The sequence below is a fragment of the Mesorhizobium sp. M0833 genome (assembly GCF_040319905.1).
Taxonomy (GTDB): domain Bacteria; phylum Pseudomonadota; class Alphaproteobacteria; order Rhizobiales; family Rhizobiaceae; genus Mesorhizobium.
The window spans coordinates 82945-107949 of record NZ_JAMYOQ010000013.1 but is presented as its reverse complement, the minus strand read 5'-3'; the positions used below and the strand labels follow the sequence as shown (position 1 = coordinate 107949).

The following is a 25005-nucleotide window of genomic DNA, read 5'->3' as shown; positions in this document are numbered from 1 at the left end:
GAAGCCACTCTCAAGAAACCAGCAGCGATCTATTAAGTGAGCCGCCCATGGCACCGTTTGTACTTTTCGCCTGATCCACATGGGCATCGTTCGTTACGACCTACCTTCCGCACTGATGCAGGGCCCCGCACAGTTGGAACGCCCCCGTTGCTCTTCAGCATTGCCGCGGCTTGCTCCAAGGCGCCCGGTGGCGGGACCCACTTGGGTGGCGGCCCGAATGCACGAAGATTTCTGATCAACTCCCTTTGATGGGCCAGTTCCTTTTGTACCAGTGGCTTAAGCCCAGGCTCGTAAGGATCAAGCCGGGCCATTTCTGCCTCTGCATCATCAAATCGGCCGCAATATGCCAAGACCACGGCGTAGTGCGAGCGAACGGTGATAAGGTAATCCGCCAACTTCCATTGCTGAAGTTGCGGCAGAACAATCGACTCCATGATGTTTAATGCGCCGTCAAAATCCCGGCGACCGAGAAACTGGTCGACAAGATCCTGCGCAACACGGAACATTGAGTTCGGCGCATGTGCCAGATCGTAGAACTTCAGGGCATGAATTCTTGCAAAGGGCAAAGGCTTGCCCTGTGCATCTGTTGCCTTGGCTAGAACGTCGAGGGAATCCGCGAGATGCTTGATGTCGTCAATATCCGCACCCTTTTTCAACATCTTGGCCAGGTCCGGCGCATTGTTGCCTATGACCAGTGCGGGCGTTAGCCCGATGAGATCATAGTATTCTCCCACCAAAGGCTCAACCCGCTCGGCGGCCGCCGTCGGCTCTCCAAGTGCGAGTTCCGCACAGGCAATATTGTATGAAAAGATGCGTCGATGCGCGGCGGGCAGTTCTTCGACGATTGGGGTTAGGCTTGCTATCAGGCGCACTGCCCCCCGACGATCACCATCTTTCGCCAAGAAGTTCATGCGCTTCATGCCCACACGAAGCCGCTCTTCTGCGCCGAGATCATGAGTCGTGATTAACGCGTCCATCTGATCGAGCCAAACGGCCGCCCGATCCGATTCGGCTTTCATGTCTGCAAAGGCCAAAGCATCGAGAGCCTTGATGCGCTGGTCTGGAGGAACTGTTGCATCCTGGGCACCGTGCTCAAGATAGGCTTCAACCTCGGGCCAGACGCCCATCTCGTGAAACAGTTCTTCCGTCGCCATCTCGACCAGTAGGTCGAGCCGACCAACCTCACCGGTGAGCCGCAAGAACAAAGAGAGCCTCGCCGGGCTCCAGCTCGCCGGAAGGCTTTCCTGGATTACTGCTCTTAGTGCCTCCTGACGCGCCCTCATCGGCTCCGCACCGTGCAGACCGAGCCGCCCCTTGCCGACGACACGGGCCGCATCATGCAGCTTGATCTTGTCGCCAGCGAAGGCCTGCAACAGACCCTGGCTCAGGAGATGGCGAAGAGCCTGCGAGAAGATCGAACGTTCTGGCCCCCGGGCTGCGGCGACATATGAACCAGCTTCAACACGCGTGATGGGCACATCACAAAGACTGAGCAGATCCGCGACCTCGGCCGCGGCGGCCGGCAACCGTTCAAAGACGCGGCCAAGAATATGTTCTTGCACCATCTCTCGGGTGTGGGTTGAGCGCGCCAAGTCTGCACAAAGGCGCTTCACCGAACCCTCGTAGTCGGATCCCGCCACAGACAGAGCATTGAGGACGAAAAGCGGGAGGCCACCCGTCAAGTCGATCAAGTGCTGATAATCCGCCGCATCGCCATGAGATCCTGCTTCATGCGCGGCAGTAGCAACGGTATCAGGCGCCCACCCTGATAGATTTTCGCGTGGAACGCCGACAATCGCTTCGATCGCAGCGACTTCACCCTCCGGCCGGCCAAGAAGTACGAAACGAAGATCCTTGCCCGCTTGAATCACACCGATCAGGTCGTCAGCGGTCAGTTTATGGACATTGTCTAGGGCGACCGTTACGACCTCCCCGCGTTCATTCATGCGACGAGAGAGAAGCTGCAGGATTTCGCGGCCAGAAGCCCCAGGAAGAAAGATCTCGCCAAGGCCCTGCCCGCCTCCGAGCACCCGCCCAGCGACCTCGCGCGCGACGGCATTGGCCAGAGCCGCGCCTGGCAGGTCAGCAACGTCGAGATAGACCAGAGGATTTGGAGCATGCTGGGCGGCTTGTGCCAGCCATGACGTTTTGCCTGAGCCCGAATAGCCAACGATCAGGCGGACGCGTTCGCCCGTTGAGAGAACCGGTTCATCCTGTTGCACCCGATAGGGGACCGGCGGCACCGGCAGATCCTGCAATTGCAGCACCAACTGCTCAAAAAGGGCCGGAAGGTCCGGTACAGCAAACACATGGTCGAGCGTCGCCCTTTCTCCCGTGGCCGCCAGCGTCACAAGCCCAGCCAACTTCCAGACAAGGGTCTCGGGCGCCAGGGTTGCAAACGGCAAGGTTTCTGCCAGTCCACAAGTTGCCTGGACTGCTTCCATCAAAGAGGGTTGCGGGACAGGAAGGATCCGCCTGGCCGGTTCGGCCACCGGCCAGTCGATGGTTACGTCCGCGGGCCAATCGCCTGCAGCAAGCCTTTCCAACAAAGGGCCGTTTGGCTCCGCATTGCAGACGATGACGAAACGCGCAGTGCCGTCACGCTCTCCTCTGGCATGGGCCGCACGCAACTCCGCAAATCGCGCCATGGCGCTCTCGATATCATCCCAGGCAAGGGCTACCTTCCGGTGCTTCAACTGGACATAGATACGGGTGCCGTCGAGTTGGACCTCGACATCTTCGTCGCTTTCGACGGAAACGGTCTGCGCCTTCAACGTTGCAGCCGACAACAAGCATTGAGCGGCGTAAAGGTGCTGGAAAAGGAAGCCACGATGCACAGCTTCAATTCGCCCCAGCTGCGCGGGATCCAGAACGCTGGCTTCGGCTCGCGTTGACTGCGTCAAGGGCGGCGCGTCCTCCCCGTTTACAGCGTCCATTGCAGCTTCCATTTTCATTGTGCGACTAGAAACGGGACCAGCACGTTGCCCATGCCTCGCCGGATTTCGATGCAGTCCTCGCAGAGGCGCAGGGATGGCACTCCTGGCATGGTCTCCGCGCCATTGACCAACCGATAGTCCAGGGTTGGTTGGTCGCCACATGATGAGCAGACAGTCGCCTCGCCCTCCCTTTCGACGGAGTTACGGGACAGCGCCGCCAGGGTTGGTTCGATGCGGTCAACAATCGAGTACCAAAGGGCGCTATGAGGCTCGATCTGTTCCATATGTCGTTTCAGGTCATCTGGATAGTGTTTGGACAGCCATGTGTAGGCGACTTCCCGGCGCATCTGGTCGTTCCGAACCAGGGTATCATAAAGCTCTACCTCCAGCCGAAGCGACTCGCGCGGGTATTGGACATGCAAGGCACGCAACAGAACGAGATTGACAGCAAAACGGATCTTGCCGCTGTAGGCCTCCCTGACTGTGCCGATGCAATAATCCCTCAGATCCTCGGACGACCCGGAAAATCTTGTCGATGAGGCCCGGAACGTAGCGCCAGGGGTGCAAATCAAATTCCGTTCGCCACAAATCAAGGTAACCGCTCTCATGAAGGGCAGCTGCTATAATTGGGTCTGCATCAGGCCTCTTGACGAGCAGCGAATGGAGATCGTTGAAGTTCTCCACGCCCGGATCAACAGAACGCGTGGCATCAAGCACAGCATTTTGCGCGCGATGCGTAGCGCTGATGGGATTGTCGCGTGCTCTCGACCATTCCAGTTCCTCCGCAGACACCGTCTCTGTCGAGACCGGCACCTCCACCAGCAAGGGGCTACGCCGTAGATCTTCCGGGGAGCAATAGTCGGGGTCCGGGACAAGATCGATGCCGGCCCTCTTATAGACCCTCGCGACCAGACGGGAGCAGAACTGGCGGTTCGACCTCGGTTTACGCACTCCCCCACTGATCGGATGGCCTCTGGCAGGGAATACCGCGCACCGATTTCGGCGCGGGCATAGTCGATAACATTCGACAGGATTTCAGGAGCAACCGGCTCCTTCAGGCGGAAGTGAAACACCTTTTCGTCGTCCTCGAACAGCTCGCGCTGCAGATTCCGCGCTTGGACGCCATCCATCGTTGAGTCGATGAAAGAGCCATGCTGTACGCAAATCATCGCGTGGGACACGATGCCGTGTGTCGCGATGCGGATCGCTTTGCTAGTGCTTGGTCGAGCCGTGAACAGAATGTCTCCCGGCTCCACACTATCGATCTTGATGCGTTTCATACTCTCCTTCCAACCTACACTGCTTGGAATCCCGTTACATGAAAGCTACATGGAGGCAATCGACTTGAATTATAGGCGATGTAACTATTTGAAAAACATGGTGCCGGCAGAGAGGATCGAACTCCCGACCTTCGGTTTACAAAACTTGTTTGTGCAGAGGCGGGTCGTGTCCCATCAGGTGGTGTAGGTAAGGGTTATGAAGCCGCTCGCGAGCGCGCCGTTAGTAGCGCTGTAGCGAGCGAGCGGCCTGTCGGTGGTCACTTTCCGGTAGGGTTTGGTTGTTGACGCCAACCCATTTCGGAAGGAACCACCGATGACCGAAGACATGATGAACCTGCGCGCGCTCGTGGAGAAGACCCCCGATGCCGATCTGCTGCGCGAGATGATCGGCTTTGCCGCCGAGCGGCTGATGGAGCTGGAAGTGGGTGCCGCCACGGGCGCCGGCTATGGCGAGAAGACCCCGCTGCGGACCGCCCAGCGCAATGGCTACCGCGACAGGGACTGGGAAACGCGAGCGGGAACCGTCGAACTTCGCATTCCCAAGCTTAGGAAGGGGTCCTACTTCCCGGGCGTGCTCGAACCGCGCCGCATGGCTGAGAAGGCGCTGACGGCCGTCATCCAGGAGGCCTACGTGCAAGGCATCTCGACCCGCTCGGTCGACGACCTGGTTAAGGCGATAGGCATGAGCGGCATCTCCAAGAGCCAGGTGTCGCGGCTGTGCGAAGAGATCGACGGCAAGGTGAACGCCTTCCTCGAACGGCCGATCGAGGGTGACTGGCCGTATCTTTGGATCGATGCGACTTATCTCAAGGTTCGTCGCGACTACCAGGTGTGGGCTTGGGGCGGCGGGTGTTGATGTCCCTGCTACCTGACGCAAAAACCTAGGGAATGACAATCCGAAAAAAGGCAACCCGTCTTCAGCTGCCGCCGATTGTTGCAGGCGAATGGCGTGGTGAGATCGTGGGCTCAGCCAACATCAGTTTTGGCCAGGTCGTCCAGCCAGGCCCGCCGCGCCAATCAGTCGAGTTCACCTATGTCATACTGGCCGCCTCGCTCATCATGCCGAATGCAGCATTCAGATGGCCTGGCGTCGTCATGATCATGGCCCCGACTCCCATGAAGACAGAACATCCCGACGCGGGCGCTCTTTTTGAAGCCGATCAACTGGCGTCTCTAAGCCTCTCCCTTGAGGTCACCAGGGCGCAATTTTCCGACATGCTGCCTCGGTTCGAAGCGAAACGATTCAGAGATTTTCACTTCACGGTAGAGGAAAAGGAGGGAGGCAATAGATGGCCGGTGCGAAGCTGGGGCATGGGCACTGCCCAGCTTTGAATCCCGCTGACGAACTCGCGGATTGCTACGAAGCCGCTGCACCCACTTATCAAGCGGTCTTTCGGTCAGCAGGAATTGCTTCGCCGGCTGCGTTGATGTCCCTATTCGCGTCGAGCTCAGCCAATTCCTCCCCCAGTGCGGCGATTACGGCTGCCACGCGACCACGCACCCGCGAAGGAAGCAGCATCAGCCCCGCAATCAGACGGCGGCCTTCCGCGCTGGCGATAAAATCGATGCGCTCATCGACCGGCAGAGGTGGAGCTTCACGGCTAGTCTCATTACTAGGCAGGCCTTCGAAGAAGCGGCTGACGGGAACGTCCAAGGACCTGCTAATCTCGTAGAGCATGGAAGCGCTGACGCGGTTCCTCGCGTTCTCGTACTTCTGGAGCTGCTGGAAGCTGATTCTTATGGATCGCGCAAGCTGAGCCTGCGATATGTCCGACTGGACGCGAACGATCGCGATCTGCTTGCCGACGTGCCGATCTGCGGGATGCGGGCTACACTCGGATTCAGGCTTTGGCCACGTTTGGGTGACGCGGGGGCGCGTTGAGTCCACCAATGCCTTTCGCAATCGCATCACTCCCTCATAGAGATTGGTCGCGGTAGGCTTCCCTAGCGACACCCTCCAAAGATCCGAATGATAGGAAGCTACCGAGTGCTTGAAACGGCCTCGTGCGGTCAGCTCGGCCCTGGCTGCCCGCTGATCCGACCAATATCTTCCAGAACAGAACGGATTTGTGGCCAGGGAAACTCGGCATCGCCTTTCGACGGCTGTCCTTCCCTGAGTATGGCATCAAGCTTCGCTGCCACACCGGCAAGGGAGGTGGCCGGCGTTTTCGACAATGCCTCAAGCAACGCCTCCGCCCGATCGGCTGCCTCACTTTCAGCGCGCAGCGTGGCGGAATACCCAATCGCCCGGTCGCAGGCATCCCAGCGCGCCTGATGGGCCGCCAAATCGACCTCGGCCTTTGCGCTGACCGCCGGGTCGACAGAACCTACGCAGAGCACGTCGCGAAGTGCCTCATGTGAAGGCGGCGTAGCGGTCCTATCAACTGACAATCGGGGCAAGACTTTGGGAAAGCCGACTTCGTCTACGAGCTTACGCTCCAGACGCTGCTGCTCGCGGCTCAACCGATCGGTCTCTTCATGAGCAGCTTGCCATTCGCGCCACACTTCAACGGCAGCGTCGGCTGTTGCGCGAAATAGTCTCCTGCGGATGACGGAAGGCAAAGTCGTGCTATTGTCGGAATCAGCCATGATCCGAGCTCCAAACAGCTTGGGTTGTGGTCAGGCCGAGCGACGTGTTCGAGCACGTCGGTCGGCTGCAAAGCGCGAACCACAAATTACGTACATACCGTACATTACGGACATAGCCATTGTCAAATACGCCCGATCCTGTTGATAACAAAACTGAGCGCTTCGACCTCCGGCTCTCGAGTGACTTGCTTGCTCGCGTTGACGAATGGCGCCGCAATCAGCCCGATCTTCCCACTAGATCGGAGGCGTTCCGCCGACTGGTGGAGGCTGGTCTAGCCTCTAAGTAACTGAGGCCCAGCGCAAGGCTCAGCAAAGATGTGCTGTTCGGTTGATCTTTATCGACTTATATGTCGCAGCCACTCCGCATACCCATTCGATTGTCTGGCGTGCGCCCTTCTGCCCGGCAGCTATAGGGCCGCAAACAGACTAACAGTTTTCGGCCGTGGAAGAGCGGAAGTGGACGTACGCTGTGCTCAAAAGGTGGTCTCGATGTGACCCAAACGAGCCATTCCGGCAGGCAAGCTCTAATGTCTCGAATGTGGTGACTACGACATTGGTTACACCTCGCCGTATCAGCGGTCCATTAAACGTGCGGAAGAAGGGATTTGCTGGTTAGGTCGGTTTCCTTTCAGAACAACCAATACTATGATCCGCTAGGGCAAGGCCGACAATGGATCGCAAGCTTTCCGCGATTTTAGCCGCAGATGTAGTGGGCTATTCGGCTCTGATGGAGCGCGATGAGGCCGGTACATTCGAACGCCTTCGTGCCGGGCGCAAAGAACTGTTCGAACCCGAAATTGCTCGCCACCACGGCCATATCTTCAAGCTGATGGGCGATGGGATGCTGTCCGAATTCGGCAGTGTCGTCGATGCCGTCGAATGTGCGGTGTCGCTGCAGCGCGGCCTGTCCGAGCGCAACGCCTCGCTTCCCGAAGCGGAACAGATTCAGGTGCGGATCGGGATCAACCTCGGCGAGGTGATCGTTGACGGCGACGACCGGTATGGCGATGGGGTCAACATCGCGGCCAGACTTCAGCAGATGGCGGAGCCAGGCGGCATCTGCGTCTCGGGAAAAGTGGCCAAGGAGGTCGAGAGGAAGCTGGCGTTCACATTTGAGTCAATGGGCGAACAGAGGGTCAAGAATATCACCGAACCAGTTCGGGCTTATCGCGTACTGCTCAATCCAGCGGCAGCGGGCAAGGCCCTCCATGCTCACCGCCATTCGCGCGCCTGGCGTTTTCCGGCCGCGGCGGGAATTCTCGTCCTGGCTCTCGGCCTTGCAGCAGCATGGTGGCAGCGATGGGAGAGGCCTGCACAGCCTGCCGTTCCGACCGTCAGCGAGGCAGCCGACGCTCGGCCCTCGCTAGTCGTCCTGCCCTTCGACAATCTCAGCGACGACAAGGAACAAGAATATCTCGCCAACGGCTTCACTGAGGATCTGACGACCGCACTGGCGCGTGTGCCGGGTCTTTTCGTCTTCTCCCCCAACGCGGCCTCCGCTTACAAGGACAAGGACCCGAAGCCGGAGGAGATAGCGGCGGCATTGGGCGTCCGGTACCTGCTGAAAGGCTCGATTCGCCGCGTTGGCGACGACATGCGCATCAATGCGCAGCTGATCGATGGCTCGACTTCCAGACATCTCTGGGCGCAGCGTTTCGACGGCCGGTGGGCAGACGTATTCGCGCTGCAGGACGGCGTTGTCAGCAGCATCGCGGGTGCGCTCCAGCTCCGCCTGGTGAGCGGCGCGCCGGCTACCCGGGCCGGAGGCACCAGTAATCCCGAGGCCTATGAGGCCTATCTCAAGGGGATGGACATCTACAACCGTATCAACACGCCCGAGGAGTTTGCGCAGGCTGTGAAGTATTTCCAGCAAGCCGTGCAACTCGACCCCGATTTCGGCGCGGCGTACGCCCAGCTCGCCTGGGCCTACTGGGACGCGGATGTCGGTCGGGTCGTAGTAATGGGGCTTACGACCGACGTGGCCCAGGGCAAGATCTATGAAACCCTGGAAGCGGCGGCCAGGGATCCTTCGCCGGGCTACTATCAGCTCGTCGCCGAGTTGATGGTCCGCGAGCACGACTCGGACGACGCAGTTACCGTTCTTCTGAAGTCGGTGGCGCTCGATCCCAGCGATACTTGGAATTATCTCTCGCTGGCCAATGCTCTGAATTTCAACGGCAGGCCGAAGGAAGTGCTTAGCTATCTCGATGCGGCTGCGCGCGTCGACCCAAACTCGTGGATGGACTACAGGCGCTACCAAGCCGGACTGGCCGAGTTCGGCCAGGAGAAGTTTGAGGACGCGGTTCGCTCTATCGAGAAGATGGACCTTATATCGGCCGATCCACGGGCGAAATTTTATGCCCTGCAGGTCCTTATTTCGGCTTATGGGCATCTTGGGCGCACAGACCAGGCCGCGGCGGCTTTGGAAACGCTTAGGAAGGTTGTTGGGCGGGTGGACAGGGGGCCGAGCCAGTTGATGACCCAGGATTACATGGTGTTCAAGAATACGGCCGATATCGAACGCCTTTTGGCTGGGCTGACCAAGGCAGGTGTGCCAGAGCTGCCGGCATTGGCAAAGGCAGGCATGAATCCGAAGGACCGGCTCACAGCGGCGGAAATAAGGTCTCTAATGTTCGGCCACGAAACGCGCGGAAAATTGGTAATGCCCACGTTCCTGCCGATGCAGCGCACAACCTCGGTCGACGGCGCCGTCAGCGAGACCGTTGGCCAGAGGAGCCGCTCAGGAACCTCCTGGGTGCAAGGCAATTTCCTGTGCAATGCCTTTCCAAGAGAGCTGACAAGCTGTGGAGCAATTTATCGCAATGTGTTCAGGACGCCGGGGCGCGACGACGAATACAAGGCCGTTTACCGCGGGCACCAGTTCGAGTTTTCGGTCGTCAAGTGAGCTCCCAAATGCCGCAAGGCCGTAAGTCTGCTTGCCGAGTAGACGCGACGTTGTTGGCATAACTGCAAACGTCGACAATTGGCGCACCCTCGACCTCCAGCGTATCGCCGACAATGTCTGCTTTCAGGAAGCGGCAAAGCTGACCCCTACGGCAGACATGCGGCGCACACCAGGCATTCAGTAGCTGACCGAAACCGCGCCTCGGTCGCCTCATCCCCTCCACATTGTAGAGTGGAGAACGGCCCGCATATGCTCTGCCAGGTCGAGCTCACCGCGCGCCTCGATCTCTAAAAGGTACCGACCCTTCGCTAGGCGGTCCGCTTCCCCCACCGCAGGGTAGCCGCAGATGGCGAGCAGCGCCCTCTCCTCCTCCCGGCTGGCTCTATCGGATTCGCTGCTGCCACCGCCCATGTCATGCAGGGCTTCACCGAACGCAGCATAACCTACCTTGTGCGCCTCAATCAGCGCTCGCAGACTATCGGAAGGTCCTCGGTCTCCACCTGCCGGCTCAGCACCGAGCGCCGTTGCCGCAACTGTCGAGGCGACTGCGCTGCCAGAGTGGAGGAGCAAGGCGCGGCGGTTGATCCGAGACGTGGCGAACTCTCCCATTTGCTTTGATGGCGATCAGGCCAGTGACGTAAAACCATCAGACCGTAACACGACACTTTGCGCATTCGTGTCAGCATGGAGCGATCCCTGGCGGCGGCGCTAGCACGGCTGGACCGCCCGCAGCGCAGGCGGATGCCGGCCCGACGAGCCCTCCGGTGGACGCGCCAGCCGACAAGCCTGCGCTCGGGCGCCATCCTACGGCCGACGCTGGCGGCGTCGGCACTCGGGGCAGCGGCGAAAGATCGCTGCGGCAGCCGTGCCGACCGCCCAGCGAGTCACCGCAAGGCAGGTCGACGAGGTGCTGACGTCGACTATGCGCCAGTTCGTTATCTGCCGACGACAGGCTATCTCAGCGGGTCGTCTCTGACCACGCCCCCCTTCCCGGCCCCACCCTCCTCAAGCGCTGACAGAGCCCTCGCACATTGCACTAAGCCACGGAAACAGCTGACAATTCGCGATTCTGGCAATGTGCAGTAGACATGCACACATTGCGAAACCACCTCATAACCCATTGAAAGACAACAACCCGACCGCCGCGCAATGTGCGCCCTTTTATCCTGCCATCTTAATCGGTTGTGTTTGGCGATACTTTGTAACCATCGTCGTTCCTCCTTCAGGATGCGATAATATACGAATCTATGCTCTGCGCTACGATTCCGCTTTTGAACGTCGAGTTCCGATGCGCCGTGCAATCTTCCGCGCTCTGCGACGGTGTGGTTCGGCTGCATGGTTGCAGCGCTCAAACCGTCGTGGCGCACTTTTCCATCGGACTGACGGAGCATCGTCACAGGCAATCGAGCGCGGTCCGGCCGGCTGTTCGTCGGCGCGGCCGCAGGCAAGATAACGTGCGTTCCGTCGTTCCTGGTCTGCATCGGTTCTCATCCGCCAGGGCGGATCTCCTTGTGTCAGATGGCGTCCGTCAGCGTGCGGGCGCCAGGCGTTTCAACCGCCGTCGCGCCGCTCATCGATGCGCTCCGAGGAGGCGTCGATCCTTGATGTGGGCGCGTTGCGCGGCGTCGGTGTCACTCATGGCCGCGTCGCCGACATAGAACGTGCCGTCGCTCCACATCGCGTGCATGATCACCGCCAGCTTGCGCGCCACAGCGACACAGGCCTTGCGGTGGCAGGAGCGTTTGGCGATCTCCCGGCCCCAGCTCCTGACCTTGTCCTTGCCCTTCAAGCGCGTCATCAAACCCGACGCCGCCTCGTAGAGCGCGCGCCGCACGTCGGCATCGCCAGCCTTCGAGATGCGGCCCTGAACGTCGATCGACGTCCCCGACTGCCAGCGCCGCGAGGTCAGCCCGAAGTAGGCCGCGACGTCGCGTGAGCGGCGGAAGCGCGTTGGATCGTCGATCGCCGTCATGAACGAAAGCGCCGTCACCGGGCCGACGCCGGGGATCGCCATGAAACGCCGGCACAGCTCGCTGCGGGCCACCATTTTGACGACGAGATCGTGCAGCCGGCAGTACTGTCGCCACAGCGCCGCGCGCGCCGACAGCATGGCGTCCATCAGTTCGGCCGACAGCGGATCGTCCGCCACGGCCATGCGCACCCCCTGCTCGAAAGCCCCGCGTCCGACCTTGCCCAGGCGGATGCCGAATGACTTCAGCGAGTGCCGGATGGCGTTCTCCAGGTCGAGAAACTTGGCCTTCAGATTGCGCCGGTGAGTCAGCAGAAGCTTCGTCCGGTAGCAGCTCTCCGACTTGATGTAGGCTTGGCGGAACCAGCCGGTGCGCATGATGTGGGCGATGCCGAGCGCATCGGCCTTGTCGGTCTTGTTGCGCTGCGCCGACAGCGCGGCGCGCACGTGCTGCGTCTCCAGGCAGATCGCCGGCAGGCCAAGTTTCTTGAGTTCCGGATGCAGCCAAGGCGATAGCGAGCCGGCCTCGTGGCCGACGCGCCGCAGTCGCGCCAGAAACGGCTTCAGCACCGCAAACAGTGCCTCGGGATCGGTCATCACCGCTGCCTCCAGATGCACCGCGCCCTGATCGTCGACGACGCAAACCGCCGTCTCGTCCATCGCCACGTCCAGTCCACAAAAGAATTCCATCGTTCGCCTCCTGCGCTGTTTGACAGACGCAGAATGTGCCGCCGAACTACCGGCCGTCCGATGCCGAGATCTACTTGATGCGCAGTTCTTCCCATGTCGCTGGCATGATCTGCATCAGCCCCATCACGCCCTTCGCGACACGGCATGAACATCGTGAACGCACTCGACGTGTATGACGGCGCAAGCAATCTCCCCGGAATGGTGGAGGCTCTGCGCACTCGCGAATATACGCTGGCCACGGACCGCCGGATGAGATGCTACTGTCAGAGCGAGCCGTGCGCTCACCACGCGATTGCGAATCGGCCTAGCTTGCCGACACAACCGCCTGACGGGACATCGGCCGAAGGGTTTGACCGGCGCCCAAGCGATCTGGCACAGAACGCTGACTGAGCCGCAATTGGAGCATCCGATTGCCTCACTCGTGGCGCCTTGATGGGTGGCTCATCGCGAGGCCCAGGTACTTTTCTCGGCGTCGAACTGGAAATAGGTTGGCGCGGATCGGTCGTTTGAAGGACGGATCGTTACGGCGAGATGGGCGCCGGCCTTGCCAATGCGATCCCACGCCGCGCCGGTCTCGATGCTTTCGCAAGACGACGCGATGGTGTGGCGCTTTTTTGCCTCCGACTTTCCCCAGGAAGAGCGAGAGGTTCGCGTCCAGCGTCAGCGTTGAGATGTGCCGAACAAGCCGTTATCGTTAGGGAATGGTGCCACTCAGTTGCACCTTTCATGAGCGTTGACGACTGTCGCGCGCCGTCACAGCTCGCCTCCACGCGATCTTGGAAATCTCTGGCTCTGGCGGGGTGCGGTTGCTGGTTCAGACCGGCACCGCGCCGCCGATGATCGAAGTCCGCGGGAGCGAGCCGAAATAATGGCCGTCAAAGTGTCCCCGGTTCATGAGAAAGACTTCGTCACTGGCGGCCGCGCCGCACTCCTGCCAGACGGCCAGTGCTCGGCCGCGCGGTCCCGCTCAGAAATTCAAATCCTTGAAGCGACATATCGGAACGCATTACAATCTGAGCCCTGACCAATACCGCCAAAAATGGAACCTTCCCTCAGATTATCCGATGGTGGCGCCAAACTACGCGGCCACCCGCTCGGCCCTGGCAAAATCAATAGGGCTGGGGCGCAAGACGGCAGCGCCGGCAACAACTGCGGCGGAAAAACCAAAACGAGCTGCTCGCGCGGCGGCAGCGGCGACAACAACCCCATCGGCCGCCAAGTCGCCGGAAGGAAGGCACGCAAGGCACTCGTCAAAGCGTAGCGTGCTGCACCAGGCAGTGGTGCCGTGGCGAACCTGGAGTGGCGAAGCCCCGCCTTGCGGCGGGGCTTCGTGTTTAGTCGGATCACTCAGCGGAGCGGCGGGACCAGATGAGCGAGAACTCGCCCCCGGTGTCGGTTTCGACCAGGCTCGCATAGATCGGAGCGGGAAAGCTCGGATCGTCGAGCTTGACGGAGTGGTAGTCGCGGCCCTCGCGCGAGGTCTTCCTCCATGCCGCTCCGAACTCGGTGGCTCCGGCGAAGATGCGGAAGTCCGGACCTTTCTCGTTGTCGCCTTCGGCCGGTGCCAACGTCACCGTCTTGACGTTGAGGTTCAGGGTCTTGACCGAGCCGGAGAAGCCGTTCGCGGTGCGGGAGAAAGTGCCGATGGTAGCCATTTTGGTCGTTCCTTCTGTTTTCTCGGGCTGCGCCTATCGCGGCCTCGATGGTGGTCGTGAGACCGGGGACGATCGTTCCGCACCCCAAAGTGGCTGAAACGAAGTGGAAGACGGCGGCGCGAGGCTTTCTTGAGCCGCGAGGAATGGACGCAAATCGGGGTCCCCGCCACCGCCTGGGTGGTGGGGTGGTACGGCAAGGGGAAGAAAACGAAGCGCCGTCGTTTCGGGAAGACGATCGAGGCGCAGCGGAGCGAAGAGGATCCTTGGTCAGACCCAATCCATTCGAGGGCGCCATGGGCGTGGCTTGAACGCTTGAACGAACGGATGGCAGGAACCGCTATGACGGCGATCGCCTTGGTCGCGCCATAAGCCGCCGTTCCCGACGGTTCTCCGGACCGGACGTTCACGCTCCGGTAGGTGTCGATCCCCTTCCGGACCTTCCGCTTTAGAAATCAAACTCCTTGAGGAGGAGCGAAAAAGCAGTTCACGTCTTCCTCCGTGGGGTGAAGGCAGAGGTGATAATCTCCGTCCCCGGACACGATTTTGTTGCCATACGGAATCAGAAACTTATGCCTTCTGGTGATCCGGTGGTGGTCACCGGGATAGTTCATCTTGCGGGCGGCAGCCCACCCATTTGACCACTTACCCGTCTTGTAACATGCGGTCGAGTTCGGCCGGAAGGCGGATGGAAGAGTATTTCGCGAACCAGCCGGGAAAAGGGCGGGTGCGTTGGCTTCAGTAGAAAACTGGTGAATCGTGTTGCTGATGGCCGATAACGGAACTCATTCGAGACTACTGGGATGGAAATGGCTTTGGATGGGCTATCATGGTAAATACCGGAATGACGCAGCGTTCGCCGCAAGTGTAGCGAAAAATCGGCAGAAACTCTCGAACGTCCATCGCAATGGCCGAAGACAAATTGGAACGGCGGCTCGCCGCGATCCTAGCTGCCGACATCGCCGGCTATTCGCGGCTGATGGGGGAGGACGAGGAAGGAACTCTGCGAGATCTCAGGGCCGTGGACGAGGAGGTTCTGTCTCCCCAAACCGCGCAGCACCAGGGGCGCATCTTCAAGCGCATGGGCGATGGCTTCCTCGCGGAATTTCCCAGCGTAGTCGAGGCGATGCGCTGCGCGCTCGCCATTCAAGGCGATATGGCGGCGCGCGCCGCGGCCAGCCCCGATACCCGCAAGCTCTCGTTTCGCATCGGCGTGCACCTGGGCGACGTTATCGCCGATAGTGGTGATGTGTTCGGCGACGGCGTCAATGTAGCCGCGCGCCTGCAGGCGCTGGCGGAGCCCGGCGGCATCTGCGTGCATCGTTCCGTCCGTAACGAGGTGCGCGATCGCTTGCCTGTCAGGTTCGTCGACATGGGCGAAATCGAGGTCAAGAACATCGCCCGGCCGATCCGCGCCTTCCGGGTGGCGCTTGACGGCGTGGCGGCCGGCACCCGAGCGGCCCAAGCTCGCAAGCCGAAGTTCGCCCTACCGGTAATCGCCGCGGCACTGCTCGCGTTCGTCGGGTTGGCCGTGGCGGCCCTCTGGCTGAGCGGCGCGCCTCGACCTGATGCCACCGATCCGGCAGGGGCCGGCAAGCGGTCGATCGCCGTCCTGCCCTTCGCCAATGTCAGCGGCGATTCCGACCAGGACTACTTCGCCGACGGCCTGAGCGACGGTCTCATCACTCAGCTCACCGGCCTTTCCGGCCTCTTCGTCATCGCCCGCGGCTCGGTGCTACCCTACAAGGGAAAGACCGTCAGCCCCCAGACGGTCGCCGGCGAATTGGGCGTTCGCTACGTCCTCGAAGGCAGCGTGCGCAAATCCCAGGACCGCTTGCGCATCAGCGCCGACCTGGTGGAAGCAGAGACCGCCCAGCAAATCTGGGCCAAGCAGTTCGACAGGCGCCTCTCGGACATCTTCACCGTGCAGGACGAGGTGATCAACGAGATCGTGGGAGCGCTTGCGGTGGAGCTCACCTCGGCGGAAGCGGCCGGGCTGACGCGCATTCCGACCGCTAATCTCGAGGCCTACGATTGGTTTCTGCGCGCCGAAGCGCAAAGCTATTATGTCGTCGACGCCACGACGCAAGCCCGGGCCTTGGCCGCCTACGACAAGGCGATCGCACTCGATCCTTCATTCGCCGATGCCTATGCCGGCTATGCGCGGGCATTAGCGGAGATCTGGCGGGCCGTGGGGGACCAGATCCTCTCAGCGACGGTCGCCCGCAAGCGCGCCTATGAGGCCGCCGGCAAGGCACTGGAGCTCGATCCCAACAATGCGCGGGCCTTCGCGGCGCTTGCCACCTTCCAATTGGCCGACGGCCGCCATGACGATGCCATCGCCTCGGTGCGACGCGCAGTCGCGCTCAATCCCGGCGATGCCGAGGCCAAGGCGAACCTCGCCATGGTGCTGGCCTATTCCGGCGAACTCCACGAAGCGGTGGACACCTTTGCCCAGGCGATGCGCTTGAACCCGAAACCGCCGCCCGGCTTTCTTCAGGTTGCGGGAATCGTGCACACGCTGGCTGGGAAATACGATTTGGCACGGGTCGAGCTCGAGACGGTGATGGCTGCCTGGCCGACCTCGGAAAACACCCATGAATATCTGGCTGCCACCTATGCCGCGCTCGGCCGAACCGACGAGGCGCGGGAGCTCGCTGCCTTCTTGACAAATTTACCATTCGGCAACTTGGCCGCCATTCGCATTCTCTACACTGGCTTTTTTCGCAATCCCTCCGATCTCGCACGCTACCTCTCTTTGCTCGCCGAGGCCGGCATTCCCGAATTGCCTCTCGGCTACCGGGGCAACGAGCAGGTTCGCGTTCGTGGCGAAGCCCTGACTGCTTTGGCCGTAGGTCGTAGCTGGCAGGGAGTTACGGCCATCCGACGCAGCGAAAAAGTACCATTCTTTCTGCAGGTCACCAAAGACTACCGTGTCGCCTATCGCGGCGCCAACACCTTTCTGACCGGGCTGGCGCGAATCGAGAACGACCAGCTCTGTCTGCAATTTGAGGCGAGCTTCCGCGGGCACTGGCACTGCGGCGCGGTCTATGCGGACAAGAGCGCCGGCCTGGACTACGCGCTGGTTCTGCCCGACGCGCTTCGCTATTTCTCTGTCAAATAGCGTGTTCTATTTCTGCAGCTCGGCATGCACGGCCGGCCAGTTGGCGTCCGCCTTGGGCCGATTTGCGGCAAGATCCTCGAAGCCCGCGCCGGCGGAAAGATAGAGCTTGCCATCGATGATCTGCCAGACCTCCGGTTCGATGTTGACCGTCATCTCGTTAAAGGCGACGCCCTCGCTGCACAGGCCACCATATTGCGGCGCGTAGTCCATCGGACTAGCATCGAACTTCTTCCGGTTTTCGTCGCTGGAGAACTGCCAGGTGGCGCCGAGCCATTCCGATTGGAACTTCTCAGAACCCTTCACCGCCCGTTTTTCGGTGAAGTAGGCAACCGTGTCGTAGCCCTCGATGGCGACGTTGCCGAAATAGCCGGTGTTGACCTCGCCGGCCAGCGCCGGCATGGTCCAGACGGCAGCGATGCAGAGACACGTCAATCCGAGGCGTTTCATGGTGCTCGTCCTTTCATTTGGAGACTTAAGGTAGACGCGCCGTTTCGGCCGCCAGCTTCAGGCACTCCCCACTCCACCCACCCGCTACCTTCGCCGGCTGGCAACGGCCACCGCGCGCCAGCAGGAAGGCGATTGTCTCCTTTCGCGCCTTGAATCCGGCTCGGGTTAACGCCGTAAAGCCGTGCCGCTCGGTTGCTTCCGAATCCGCACCGGCCGCCAGCAGCATCGCCAGTATGTCCGGATGGTTTTCTTCGGCGGCGACGATGAATGGCGTCGTCTTGAATCGGTTCTCAGCATCGCCAGGCGAAGCCCCGGCCACCAGCAGCTGCCGCACACATTCCGCGCACCCCGCATAGGATGCGCCGTGCAAAGCCGTCATTCCCCGGTTGTTCCTTGCCATGACATCGGCACCGCGTTTGATCAGAAAGGCGACTGCTTCCGGCCGGCTGGCGAGGCAGGCTACGACCAGCGCCGTCTCACCGGTGGGGTTTTTCTCGTCGATGGCCGCGCCGCCATCGAGCAGGGCCTTGAGTGCCGTTTCATCACCGGATTGCGCCGCATCATGAAGGGATCCGGCCATCGCGGCTGTCGCCGTCAATCCGAACCAGAACGCCACCGCAGACAGTGGTCTGAGCATATCGCTTCCTGCTGAATGAACAATACTAGCACGCTGACCGTTTCCTGGTCCAGCCCGGCGCTGCGGAGCTGGGGTTCCGTTCACAGCTGTACGAGTGATGCAGGCCATCGCCTCGCAGAACCAGGACGCTGGAACCATCTCACCTTTGAGCGATGATCCCTTCATCAGCCTGCCAGCCGCGGCGCGCTGATCTGCCCGGCCTGTGCCGGAGAGCACAGCGATCGAGCCGTCACCTAACCCACGTCACGGGCGCGATCCACTCGACTCGAATGCTGCTCTGGCTAAGCCGACGGTCTGCTATGGCACGGCACGCGACGTTGATGTCTCAACACGCGAGGTCCGGATTGGGTCAAACTTTGCGGTTTAAGGCGGCGCCCCGGAACGGGCAACTTGCGCCACTTGCCGCCATTCATCGTTTGGCCAGTGAACTGTCGCTTTCGATGCACAGCGGTCGTTCCTGGCAACGCGCGCCGTTCGCGCGCTGGCGAGCAGCGGCCCTCGCCTTTCTTTGCACAGGGGTGTTCTATGGCTGCCCGAGAGGCTTCGCCTCCCCCGCCTCGCATTCCGACAGTCGCACAGGTTTGGCGAGTTTTGCCAGCGCCTCGGGCTTGGCGCAAGCCGGAAAGCCGGCGAGCGGCATTGTTTCAATAAACCGGCTGCGCTCTTTAGTGCTCAAGCCGACTTCATTAATCATGCTCTCGACGGTCAGGTCCGGGTACTGCTTGAGAGTTTCCCTAACCGAAGCATTCGCCTCATCCATTCGACCCAGAGCCGCAAGAGAGCTGCTAAGCACCACCCACTTCCACTTGTCGTAGTTGTTAGGCGTCATGCGCTCCAGCATCTTCAACGCGTCCTCATACCGGCCAGCCATAAAATAGGCAGGGGCGAAGAAGTTGGACGTCCACATCGGGTAGTTCGGGTCGAGCCGCATTACTTGGTCGACCATCTGAGCGCCGCGTTCGGGTTCACCGAAGCGTGCCGCATAGCCGGTATAGAATGTCAGGATTTCGGACGAACCGGGAGCGAGACGAAGGGCCGTGTCCAGCTCAACCTTGGCGCGGGCGTTGTCGCCCTTTTGGCTGAGGCTCATACCAAACACGGCGTGTGCCTCAGCGTCACTTGGATCGAGCCGCACCGCGCGTTCGGCCACATCGGCAGCCGCCTTGATCTCGCTCTCGGGATTGATACCGAAGCCTGCCAATATACCATGAGCATGATAAAGTTCTACCCAGGCGCGGGCCAGTCCGGGGTCCAGCTCAACGGCGCGGTTGAGAAGCGCGATGGCCTCCTCCTCATCCGCTATGGTGATCTTTTCAATCTTCTCGGTCCCGAGCAGATAATAATCATAAGCATTCAGGTTTTCAGGTCGTTTACGTTTGGCCGCGGCCCGCCCGGCCGCCTGAATTAACCCTACGCCGCCGCCCAGACGGTTGGTGACTTGCTCTGCGATCTCGGACTGGACGGCGAAAACGTCCTCAGTGGGCCGGTCCCAACGATCCGACCAAAGATGATTGCCGGTTTGTGCATCGATCAACTGCGCGGTGACCCGCACCCGCCCATTTTGCCGCTGGATAGAGCCTTCCAGTACGAAGCCGACATGGAGCGCACTTGCGACCTGGCGGGCATCCACCGGCTTGCCTTTGTAAACTTCCGTCGAATTCCGGGCCACGACCTCAAGTTCGGGAAACCGCGCGAGGTCGGTTATGATATCCTCAGTCAAGCCATCGGCCAAACGCCCCGTGGCCTCGTCGCCGCCGTAATTATTGAAGGGCAGCACCGCGACCGACGGCTTGGCCCCCTGCGGCGCGGGCTGAAAGAACCACCAGGTCCCTCCACCCGCCAGAGCCAGCACGACGATGGCCGCTGCAGTCGTCCTGGTCCAGCGCGGCATCGCCTTGCGTAAGGTCCTACGCACCCGCTTGCCCTCGAGCCTCAGTCGGTACATCCGCACGGGGCGGCTGATGTTCTTGACCTGCTGCTCGCCGGCGAAATCGAGGGGCAAATCAAGCTTGCCCTGCAGATGGTCAAAAGCCGTGCCCGATACGATCACGCCGCCCGGCTCAGCGAGTTGCTGCAACCGCGCGGCGACATTGACGCCGTCGCCATAGACATCGCCGTCAACCAGCGCAACGTCGCCCAGATTGACCCCGATGCGGAACACGATGCGCTCAGGCTCTGGCAGACCTTCATTGCGCGCGGCCGCCGCGCTTTGGATTTCCGCTGCGCAGGCGACTGCGTCGACCACGCTGTCGAAGGCGACAAGCGCGCCATCGCCCATCAGCTTGACGACGCGGCCATGGCGCTGGGAGATGGTGGGATCAATCAACTCGGCGCGCATGGCCTTCAGTCGCGCGATGGTGCCGGCCTCATCAGCCTCCATCGCCTTTGAGTAGTCAACCATATCGGCCGCCAGGATCGCCAGCAGCTTCCGATTGAGAGGGGGAACCGCCATATGCGCCTCTTTATGGCACAAGCCTACACCCATGGAGGCGCCGGAGCCAGAACGCGCCGTTGGCCGCGCGGTGAATGACCGCTCGTCAGCCGATCCTGACTTTCGACCGGGTGCGGATGAACGTCTTCAACGGGTCACAACTTCTTGACCGGCGACCGTCGGCGAAGGTCCGAGAAAGATGGAAGACTGTCCTTTGAGTTGAAGCATCGAGAGGCTTAGGGCTCCGCCCTCGGCGCGCTTCGGAGCGCCTTCCGCCCAACTTCGGTCGCTTCGCTCCCTGCAGCCGGTTCCCCGCGAAGGCGCCCACTCCGGTTGCACACCCGCTGCTCGCCGCGAGGCAGGGCTGCAGCGCAGTGCTGCGCCGCACCCCGACCTCAAGACCGGCATGGACGAGAGTGGTGGCTGGGTGAAAATCAGCCTTGCAAGAAGGTGGGGAGTCCTCCGCCAGCCCGCTCTTGTCCTCTGCTATCTTGGTCTCGGCGATGGCCAGAAGATTATTGCTCAGCTGCGATTTGTGCGGCAATCGGCGGTCTAGAGGGCCGGGAGGGTTTCGAACTCCGCGTTAGGAAGAGCGTGCTTCTCGTCTTCACCGTGCAGGCTGGTTACTCTGGGCGGCAGAGTGCCCTTCCGCGCTTCGCAAACCTGCCGTGGGAAAAGCCTTGCCGTTTTTTCCGGCGGGGCTTTGATCAGATCGCGACTATTAGTGATTTATGCTGGAACTGGTTGCGGAGGTTGGAGTCGGACCAATTTGCACCGATTAAGAAGCCCCGTCAGCAAACGAACTCGGTCACAGCACTGTATTGGCGGTATCCCTCTACCGATTCGAACCCCCACAGATGCTTGAGTCAAGGTTGCACCACAGCGGATCCACGCATCCCAACCTCCTTTGCGAGCGCTCGCAATTCGGCTGGCGGAGCAAGGCAGAAAGTTCGAAAAGCTTCCAAGAACCCCAGGCAAATTGGACGCCGCATCGGACAATAAGGGGCACGGATATCGCAGCGAACGTCCGCGATGGAACGGTCAATATCATCGGCAAAAGAGCGTCCGAATAGGGCTGTCGGCGTCTCCGTCGTGGGAACGAAAAAAGAAGAAAAGCAGAACTTTCGTGTGCGATTTTTGCACACGTTCTCCCACAACTATCTGATATTACTTATCTATCGGCCCCATCCATCATGGGCGCCACGGCAACTTTGTGGCGTAACATATTCATTTTTCTAGTTTCTCTGTCTCAATCCGTCCGACACTCCGTTCGAATGACAGAGCAATTTGGCAAGAGATACAACACCTAACTAACGCGATATACGATTTTGCCGCCGCAACTGAAAGCAAATTGGCATGTCACAATGTCACTGTACGCACCAGTTAGATGCCTGCCGTGGAACGATGCACCGCCGGCGGCATACCAGTCAGCCAAGGCGAAGCGTGTTGCGGGCGATCTGCCACGCGTTCGACATGCCGCCGCGCCGCCGCCTCGTCCGGCTTGCGCGACCGGATTGCATCCATGATTTCGGTCATTCGGCGATCGCCGGCTTTCAGGACCCGACTTCCGGCGATGTCTTGCTGGAAGGAAAATCACTGCTTGCAGTGCCTTCACAAGCGCAACATCGGCATGGTCTTCCAACGCTACACGCTGTTTCCGCATCTGACGGTGGCCGAAAACCTCGCTTTTCCGCTGCGGGTTCGCCGCCGGCCGGACGCTTCGCAGCGATGGAGGCGTGCTTAGGATGTGGTTCGGTCCATCATCAGCTTCGGTCGGCAAGCGCGTAACGTGTTCGACACTACCGGCTGCTGATTGGATGGCGGGGGTAGCTCCTGTATCCATTGACAGTCGTCATGCTCGGTTGGAAGATGAAGAAGGTCAGCGGCGATAGCCATACGGGAAGGCAATGGTCCAACCGCCAGATACCGGACACCATCCTGGCAGCGTCGTCGCGGTCATCGTCATTTGTTTGATCATCGTTGCTTTGTTCTTCATAGGCTTCAGATACTCAAGGCCGGGCCAGGGTACTCTCGTTATTCCTGGCGGTACTCAGCAGCAACCGTGAATCCGCCCCTTGGCGCGCGCTGATGCGGAGCCGCTCTCGGGCTGCCAAAAGTAGCCGGCGGGACTGGGGGACGCAGCAGAATGGTCCGGCGCTTCGCAGCCGGTCCTTTGCTTCCCGACACGGCTTTCCTTTCCCACCTAAACAACCAAGCCTGGCCGTTGTGAGGTCGACCATGCTGGGACACGACGAGCCCTCATCTCCAGGCACTAGACGGCCCTGATCAGCCGGAGCAAAGAAAGCGCTTCGAAAAAGGTCCCGTTGCGAAAGGCGAGATAGGTCGGTTCTTCGACACCATGGAACCGGCGCTTGAAGGCCGCCTGCCCCTGCAGGTTGAAGCGGGTGCGATTGACCCACGGCGATTCATAGGCACGCTGGAAGGCGCGCCGCCAGAAATCGCTTTCGGCAAACCCGCTAGGTTCGATTTCGACAAGCGGCGACAGGCCGAGGGTGACCACGGAAACACCTTCGTCGCGAAAGCGGTCGACCGCGAATTTGGTCAGGCCGACCTCGGCATGCGCCGAGGCATCGATGTGCTTGCGCTTAAATGAGGTGCTGTAGCCGATGACCTTGCCGTCGCTGAACAGCGGATCGAAATCCAGCAAGGCCACGAGCTCTCCATCCGGACCGTGCAGGACGAAACGGCGCATATCGACGCCAAGGTGATCGGCAAAAGGCCTGTTGAGAAACCTCATCTCCCAGCGCTTGACGATGCGGTCGGCCCGCCAATTCTGGGAGAGCCTGGCAATCTCGTCGAGGAAGACGGTCCCGTTGTCCTCCGCGAAGGAAAACCCCTTCCTCAAGAGCCAGCGTTCGGAATAACGCACTGTCTCATTGCGCTTTCCGGAAAAGTCGTGGCCGGGCAGGACAAGCCTGGTGTCGACGCCGAGGCGGTTGACCTGATAGCCAAGTCCGGCAAGCACGCGCGCCGTCTGTTCGCCGATCTGCACGAACCACGGGCTGCCGGCAACCTCGATGAAACGTTCGATATAGTCGCGCCGATCGGCCGGGGCAGCCATTGGATCGCCGAGCGCGAAGTGATGTCGCGTTTTGGTTCCGTAAGCGATGTAGCCCTGGGCATCGCCGAAGTAGTGAAGCCCCTTCTGCACGGCGGTCGAATAGGCAAGGGAAAAATCACCATGGCGACGGACCAGCGCCAGGCGCTCGACATGGTTCAGCTGCAGCCGCGGTATTCTAGGCCCGCGGTTTTCCAGGAAACGATCGAGGCGTCTTCGCAGTGACGACATGGTCGACTTTCGCGTGCCGGCTAGGCGGATGAAAGAGCTGACGGACCCCAAATCGATCATATTGCCGCGAGCTGATCCTTATCTCAGCACGGCATGCTTCCCAGCCGGAACTGCCAGATTCCTAGGCGCAATATGCCCCGATCCCGCCCCGAGGCGGCACCACGCGTTGTTGCCGACGCCGATGCCACTTCGGAAGCGCCCAGGTCACCCGCCAAACACGATGCTCTTATCGAACCGCGCTCTGAGAAGATTCTGCCTGATCGGAAGCCAGGAACTCGTCGCGTTCTGCTATCCACAAGTCGGCATAGTCGACATTCTGCCACTCGGCAAACCACGGGCCGCCGCTCGTATAGTGGACCGCCTTAGGTGTGCCGACAGCAGGCTTTTCGTTCCAGCCTTCGAGCCAATTCCACTCTACCGGCAATGAACCCAAATCTTTGTCGGCAACCCACTGCATTCGGTGAAGATAGGCGCCACTTTCCTGATTCACGACCTCTGGCGTGAGCGATTTGACCGAAGGATGCGCGCAGTTGAACAGCATCAGCGACGACCAGTTTTTCCGAGGATAGGATGTCTGGACCACGCCATCCATCTTGGTTGTGGCCTTCGGCGTATAGTCATGCTGGACGCAATAGACCGCCTTGTCCGAGTCCGTATATTTCAGCAGGCCAGCGACGTCACCAAGCCACAGAAAATCGCAATCACAAAACAGGGCCCAACCCGTGTAGTCGGCGAGAAAAGGCGTGAGGAAGCGCGTGTAGGTGAACTCCGTCGAGGCGAGTGGATCTTTTTCCCGCCAATACAGCCTGCGGGCACGCATCTCGTCCTGTTTGATCGGAATGACGGAGACAGGCGCCGACGCATGTTTGAGCAGCGAGTGTCGCGCGACGTCGTACGCGATCGGCTCACGGCTGTCCCATCCGATAAATACCCTAAACGCATCAGTCATATTCACTACCCTGGCTTTCGATTTTAACGGTCGTACACTAACTAGTTGGCGATGGCTCGGCAACAATTGCGGTCAACCGAGCCGGT

At 60.5% G+C, this 25005-nt stretch carries 16 protein-coding genes and 3 pseudogenes; 6 read left to right on the top strand and 13 right to left on the bottom strand.

The window, feature by feature from the left end:
* Window positions 1-32: 32 nt before the first annotated feature.
* Together NKH98_RS16950 and NKH98_RS16945 are read right to left on the bottom strand one after the other, a co-directional pair.
* Window positions 33-2936: an SEC-C metal-binding domain-containing protein gene (locus NKH98_RS16950; RefSeq protein WP_352899931.1), complete on the bottom strand. Its 2904-nt coding sequence runs from the start codon at window positions 2934-2936 to the stop codon at window positions 33-35.
* A 14-nt stretch (window positions 2937-2950) separates the two neighbouring features.
* Window positions 2951-3544, bottom strand: a complete 594-nt coding sequence (locus NKH98_RS16945) for a hypothetical protein (protein WP_352899928.1) — start codon at window positions 3542-3544, stop codon at window positions 2951-2953.
* A gap of 985 nt (window positions 3545-4529) precedes the next feature.
* Between NKH98_RS16945 and NKH98_RS16940 the strand changes: the two are divergent.
* Together NKH98_RS16940 and NKH98_RS16935 are read left to right on the top strand one after the other, a co-directional pair.
* A pseudogene (locus NKH98_RS16940) lies at window positions 4530-5036 on the top strand (transposase); the annotation flags it as partial.
* Window positions 5037-5104: 68 nt separating this feature from the next.
* Entirely contained in the window at window positions 5105-5548 is a 444-nt protein-coding gene (locus NKH98_RS16935) for a hypothetical protein (protein WP_352899926.1), read from the top strand.
* 49 nt (window positions 5549-5597) lie between these two features.
* Here NKH98_RS16935 and NKH98_RS16930 read toward each other — a convergent pair whose 3' ends face one another.
* On the bottom strand, window positions 5598-6119 hold the full coding sequence (locus NKH98_RS16930) for a helix-turn-helix domain-containing protein (protein WP_352899924.1): 522 nt from the start codon (window positions 6117-6119) through the stop codon (window positions 5598-5600).
* A 107-nt stretch (window positions 6120-6226) separates the two neighbouring features.
* Window positions 6227-6805, bottom strand: coding sequence for a hypothetical protein (locus NKH98_RS16925; RefSeq protein WP_352899921.1), 579 nt, complete (start codon window positions 6803-6805; stop codon window positions 6227-6229).
* A 670-nt stretch (window positions 6806-7475) separates the two neighbouring features.
* Here NKH98_RS16925 and NKH98_RS16920 point away from each other — a divergent pair.
* On the top strand, window positions 7476-9710 hold the full coding sequence (locus tag NKH98_RS16920) for an adenylate/guanylate cyclase domain-containing protein (RefSeq protein WP_352899919.1): 2235 nt from the start codon (window positions 7476-7478) through the stop codon (window positions 9708-9710).
* A 1570-nt stretch (window positions 9711-11280) separates the two neighbouring features.
* Here NKH98_RS16920 and NKH98_RS16915 read toward each other — a convergent pair.
* Both NKH98_RS16915 and NKH98_RS16910 read right to left on the bottom strand, forming a co-directional pair.
* On the bottom strand, window positions 11281-12369 hold the full coding sequence (locus NKH98_RS16915; RefSeq protein ID WP_352899917.1) for an IS110 family RNA-guided transposase: 1089 nt from the start codon (window positions 12367-12369) through the stop codon (window positions 11281-11283).
* Window positions 12370-12784: 415 nt separating this feature from the next.
* On the bottom strand, window positions 12785-13033 hold the full coding sequence (locus NKH98_RS16910) for a DUF736 family protein (protein ID WP_352900013.1): 249 nt from the start codon (window positions 13031-13033) through the stop codon (window positions 12785-12787).
* A gap of 304 nt (window positions 13034-13337) precedes the next feature.
* Here NKH98_RS16910 and NKH98_RS16905 point away from each other — a divergent pair.
* Window positions 13338-13553 (top strand): annotated as a pseudogene (locus NKH98_RS16905) (MucR family transcriptional regulator); the annotation flags it as partial.
* A 159-nt stretch (window positions 13554-13712) separates the two neighbouring features.
* Here NKH98_RS16905 and NKH98_RS16900 read toward each other — a convergent pair.
* Entirely contained in the window at window positions 13713-14024 is a 312-nt protein-coding gene (locus tag NKH98_RS16900; RefSeq protein ID WP_352850563.1) for a DUF736 domain-containing protein, read from the bottom strand.
* A 904-nt stretch (window positions 14025-14928) separates the two neighbouring features.
* Between NKH98_RS16900 and NKH98_RS16895 the strand changes: the two genes are divergently transcribed.
* Entirely contained in the window at window positions 14929-17145 is a 2217-nt protein-coding gene (locus NKH98_RS16895) for an adenylate/guanylate cyclase domain-containing protein (RefSeq protein ID WP_352899915.1), read from the top strand.
* Between the two features lie 6 nt (window positions 17146-17151).
* Here NKH98_RS16895 and NKH98_RS16890 read toward each other — a convergent pair whose 3' ends face one another.
* The 4 genes from NKH98_RS16890 to NKH98_RS16875 all read right to left on the bottom strand — a co-directional run bounded on the left by NKH98_RS16890 (window position 17152) and on the right by NKH98_RS16875 (window position 22196).
* Window positions 17152-17592 (bottom strand): YHS domain-containing (seleno)protein, encoded by a 441-nt coding sequence (locus NKH98_RS16890; RefSeq protein WP_352899913.1) that lies wholly within the window; start codon window positions 17590-17592, stop codon window positions 17152-17154.
* Between the two features lie 25 nt (window positions 17593-17617).
* Window positions 17618-18172 carry an ankyrin repeat domain-containing protein gene (locus NKH98_RS16885; protein WP_352899911.1) on the bottom strand — a complete coding sequence of 185 codons (555 nt, stop codon included), beginning with the start codon at window positions 18170-18172 and terminating at the stop codon, window positions 17618-17620.
* A 580-nt stretch (window positions 18173-18752) separates the two neighbouring features.
* Window positions 18753-20681 carry an adenylate/guanylate cyclase domain-containing protein gene (locus tag NKH98_RS16880; protein WP_352899909.1) on the bottom strand — a complete coding sequence of 643 codons (1929 nt, stop codon included), beginning with the start codon at window positions 20679-20681 and terminating at the stop codon, window positions 18753-18755.
* Window positions 20682-22043: 1362 nt separating this feature from the next.
* Window positions 22044-22196 (bottom strand): hypothetical protein, encoded by a 153-nt coding sequence (locus NKH98_RS16875; RefSeq protein ID WP_352900019.1) that lies wholly within the window; start codon window positions 22194-22196, stop codon window positions 22044-22046.
* Between the two features lie 6 nt (window positions 22197-22202).
* Between NKH98_RS16875 and NKH98_RS16870 the strand changes: the two are divergent.
* Window positions 22203-22380, top strand: a pseudogene (locus NKH98_RS16870) (ATP-binding cassette domain-containing protein); the annotation flags it as partial.
* 552 nt (window positions 22381-22932) lie between these two features.
* Here the strand turns inward: NKH98_RS16870 and NKH98_RS16865 are convergent.
* On the bottom strand, window positions 22933-23970 hold the full coding sequence (locus tag NKH98_RS16865; protein ID WP_352899907.1) for a phosphatidylglycerol lysyltransferase domain-containing protein: 1038 nt from the start codon (window positions 23968-23970) through the stop codon (window positions 22933-22935).
* A 226-nt stretch (window positions 23971-24196) separates the two neighbouring features.
* Entirely contained in the window at window positions 24197-24919 is a 723-nt protein-coding gene (locus NKH98_RS16860; protein ID WP_254817270.1) for a glycosyltransferase, read from the bottom strand.
* Window positions 24920-25005 lie beyond the last annotated feature (86 nt).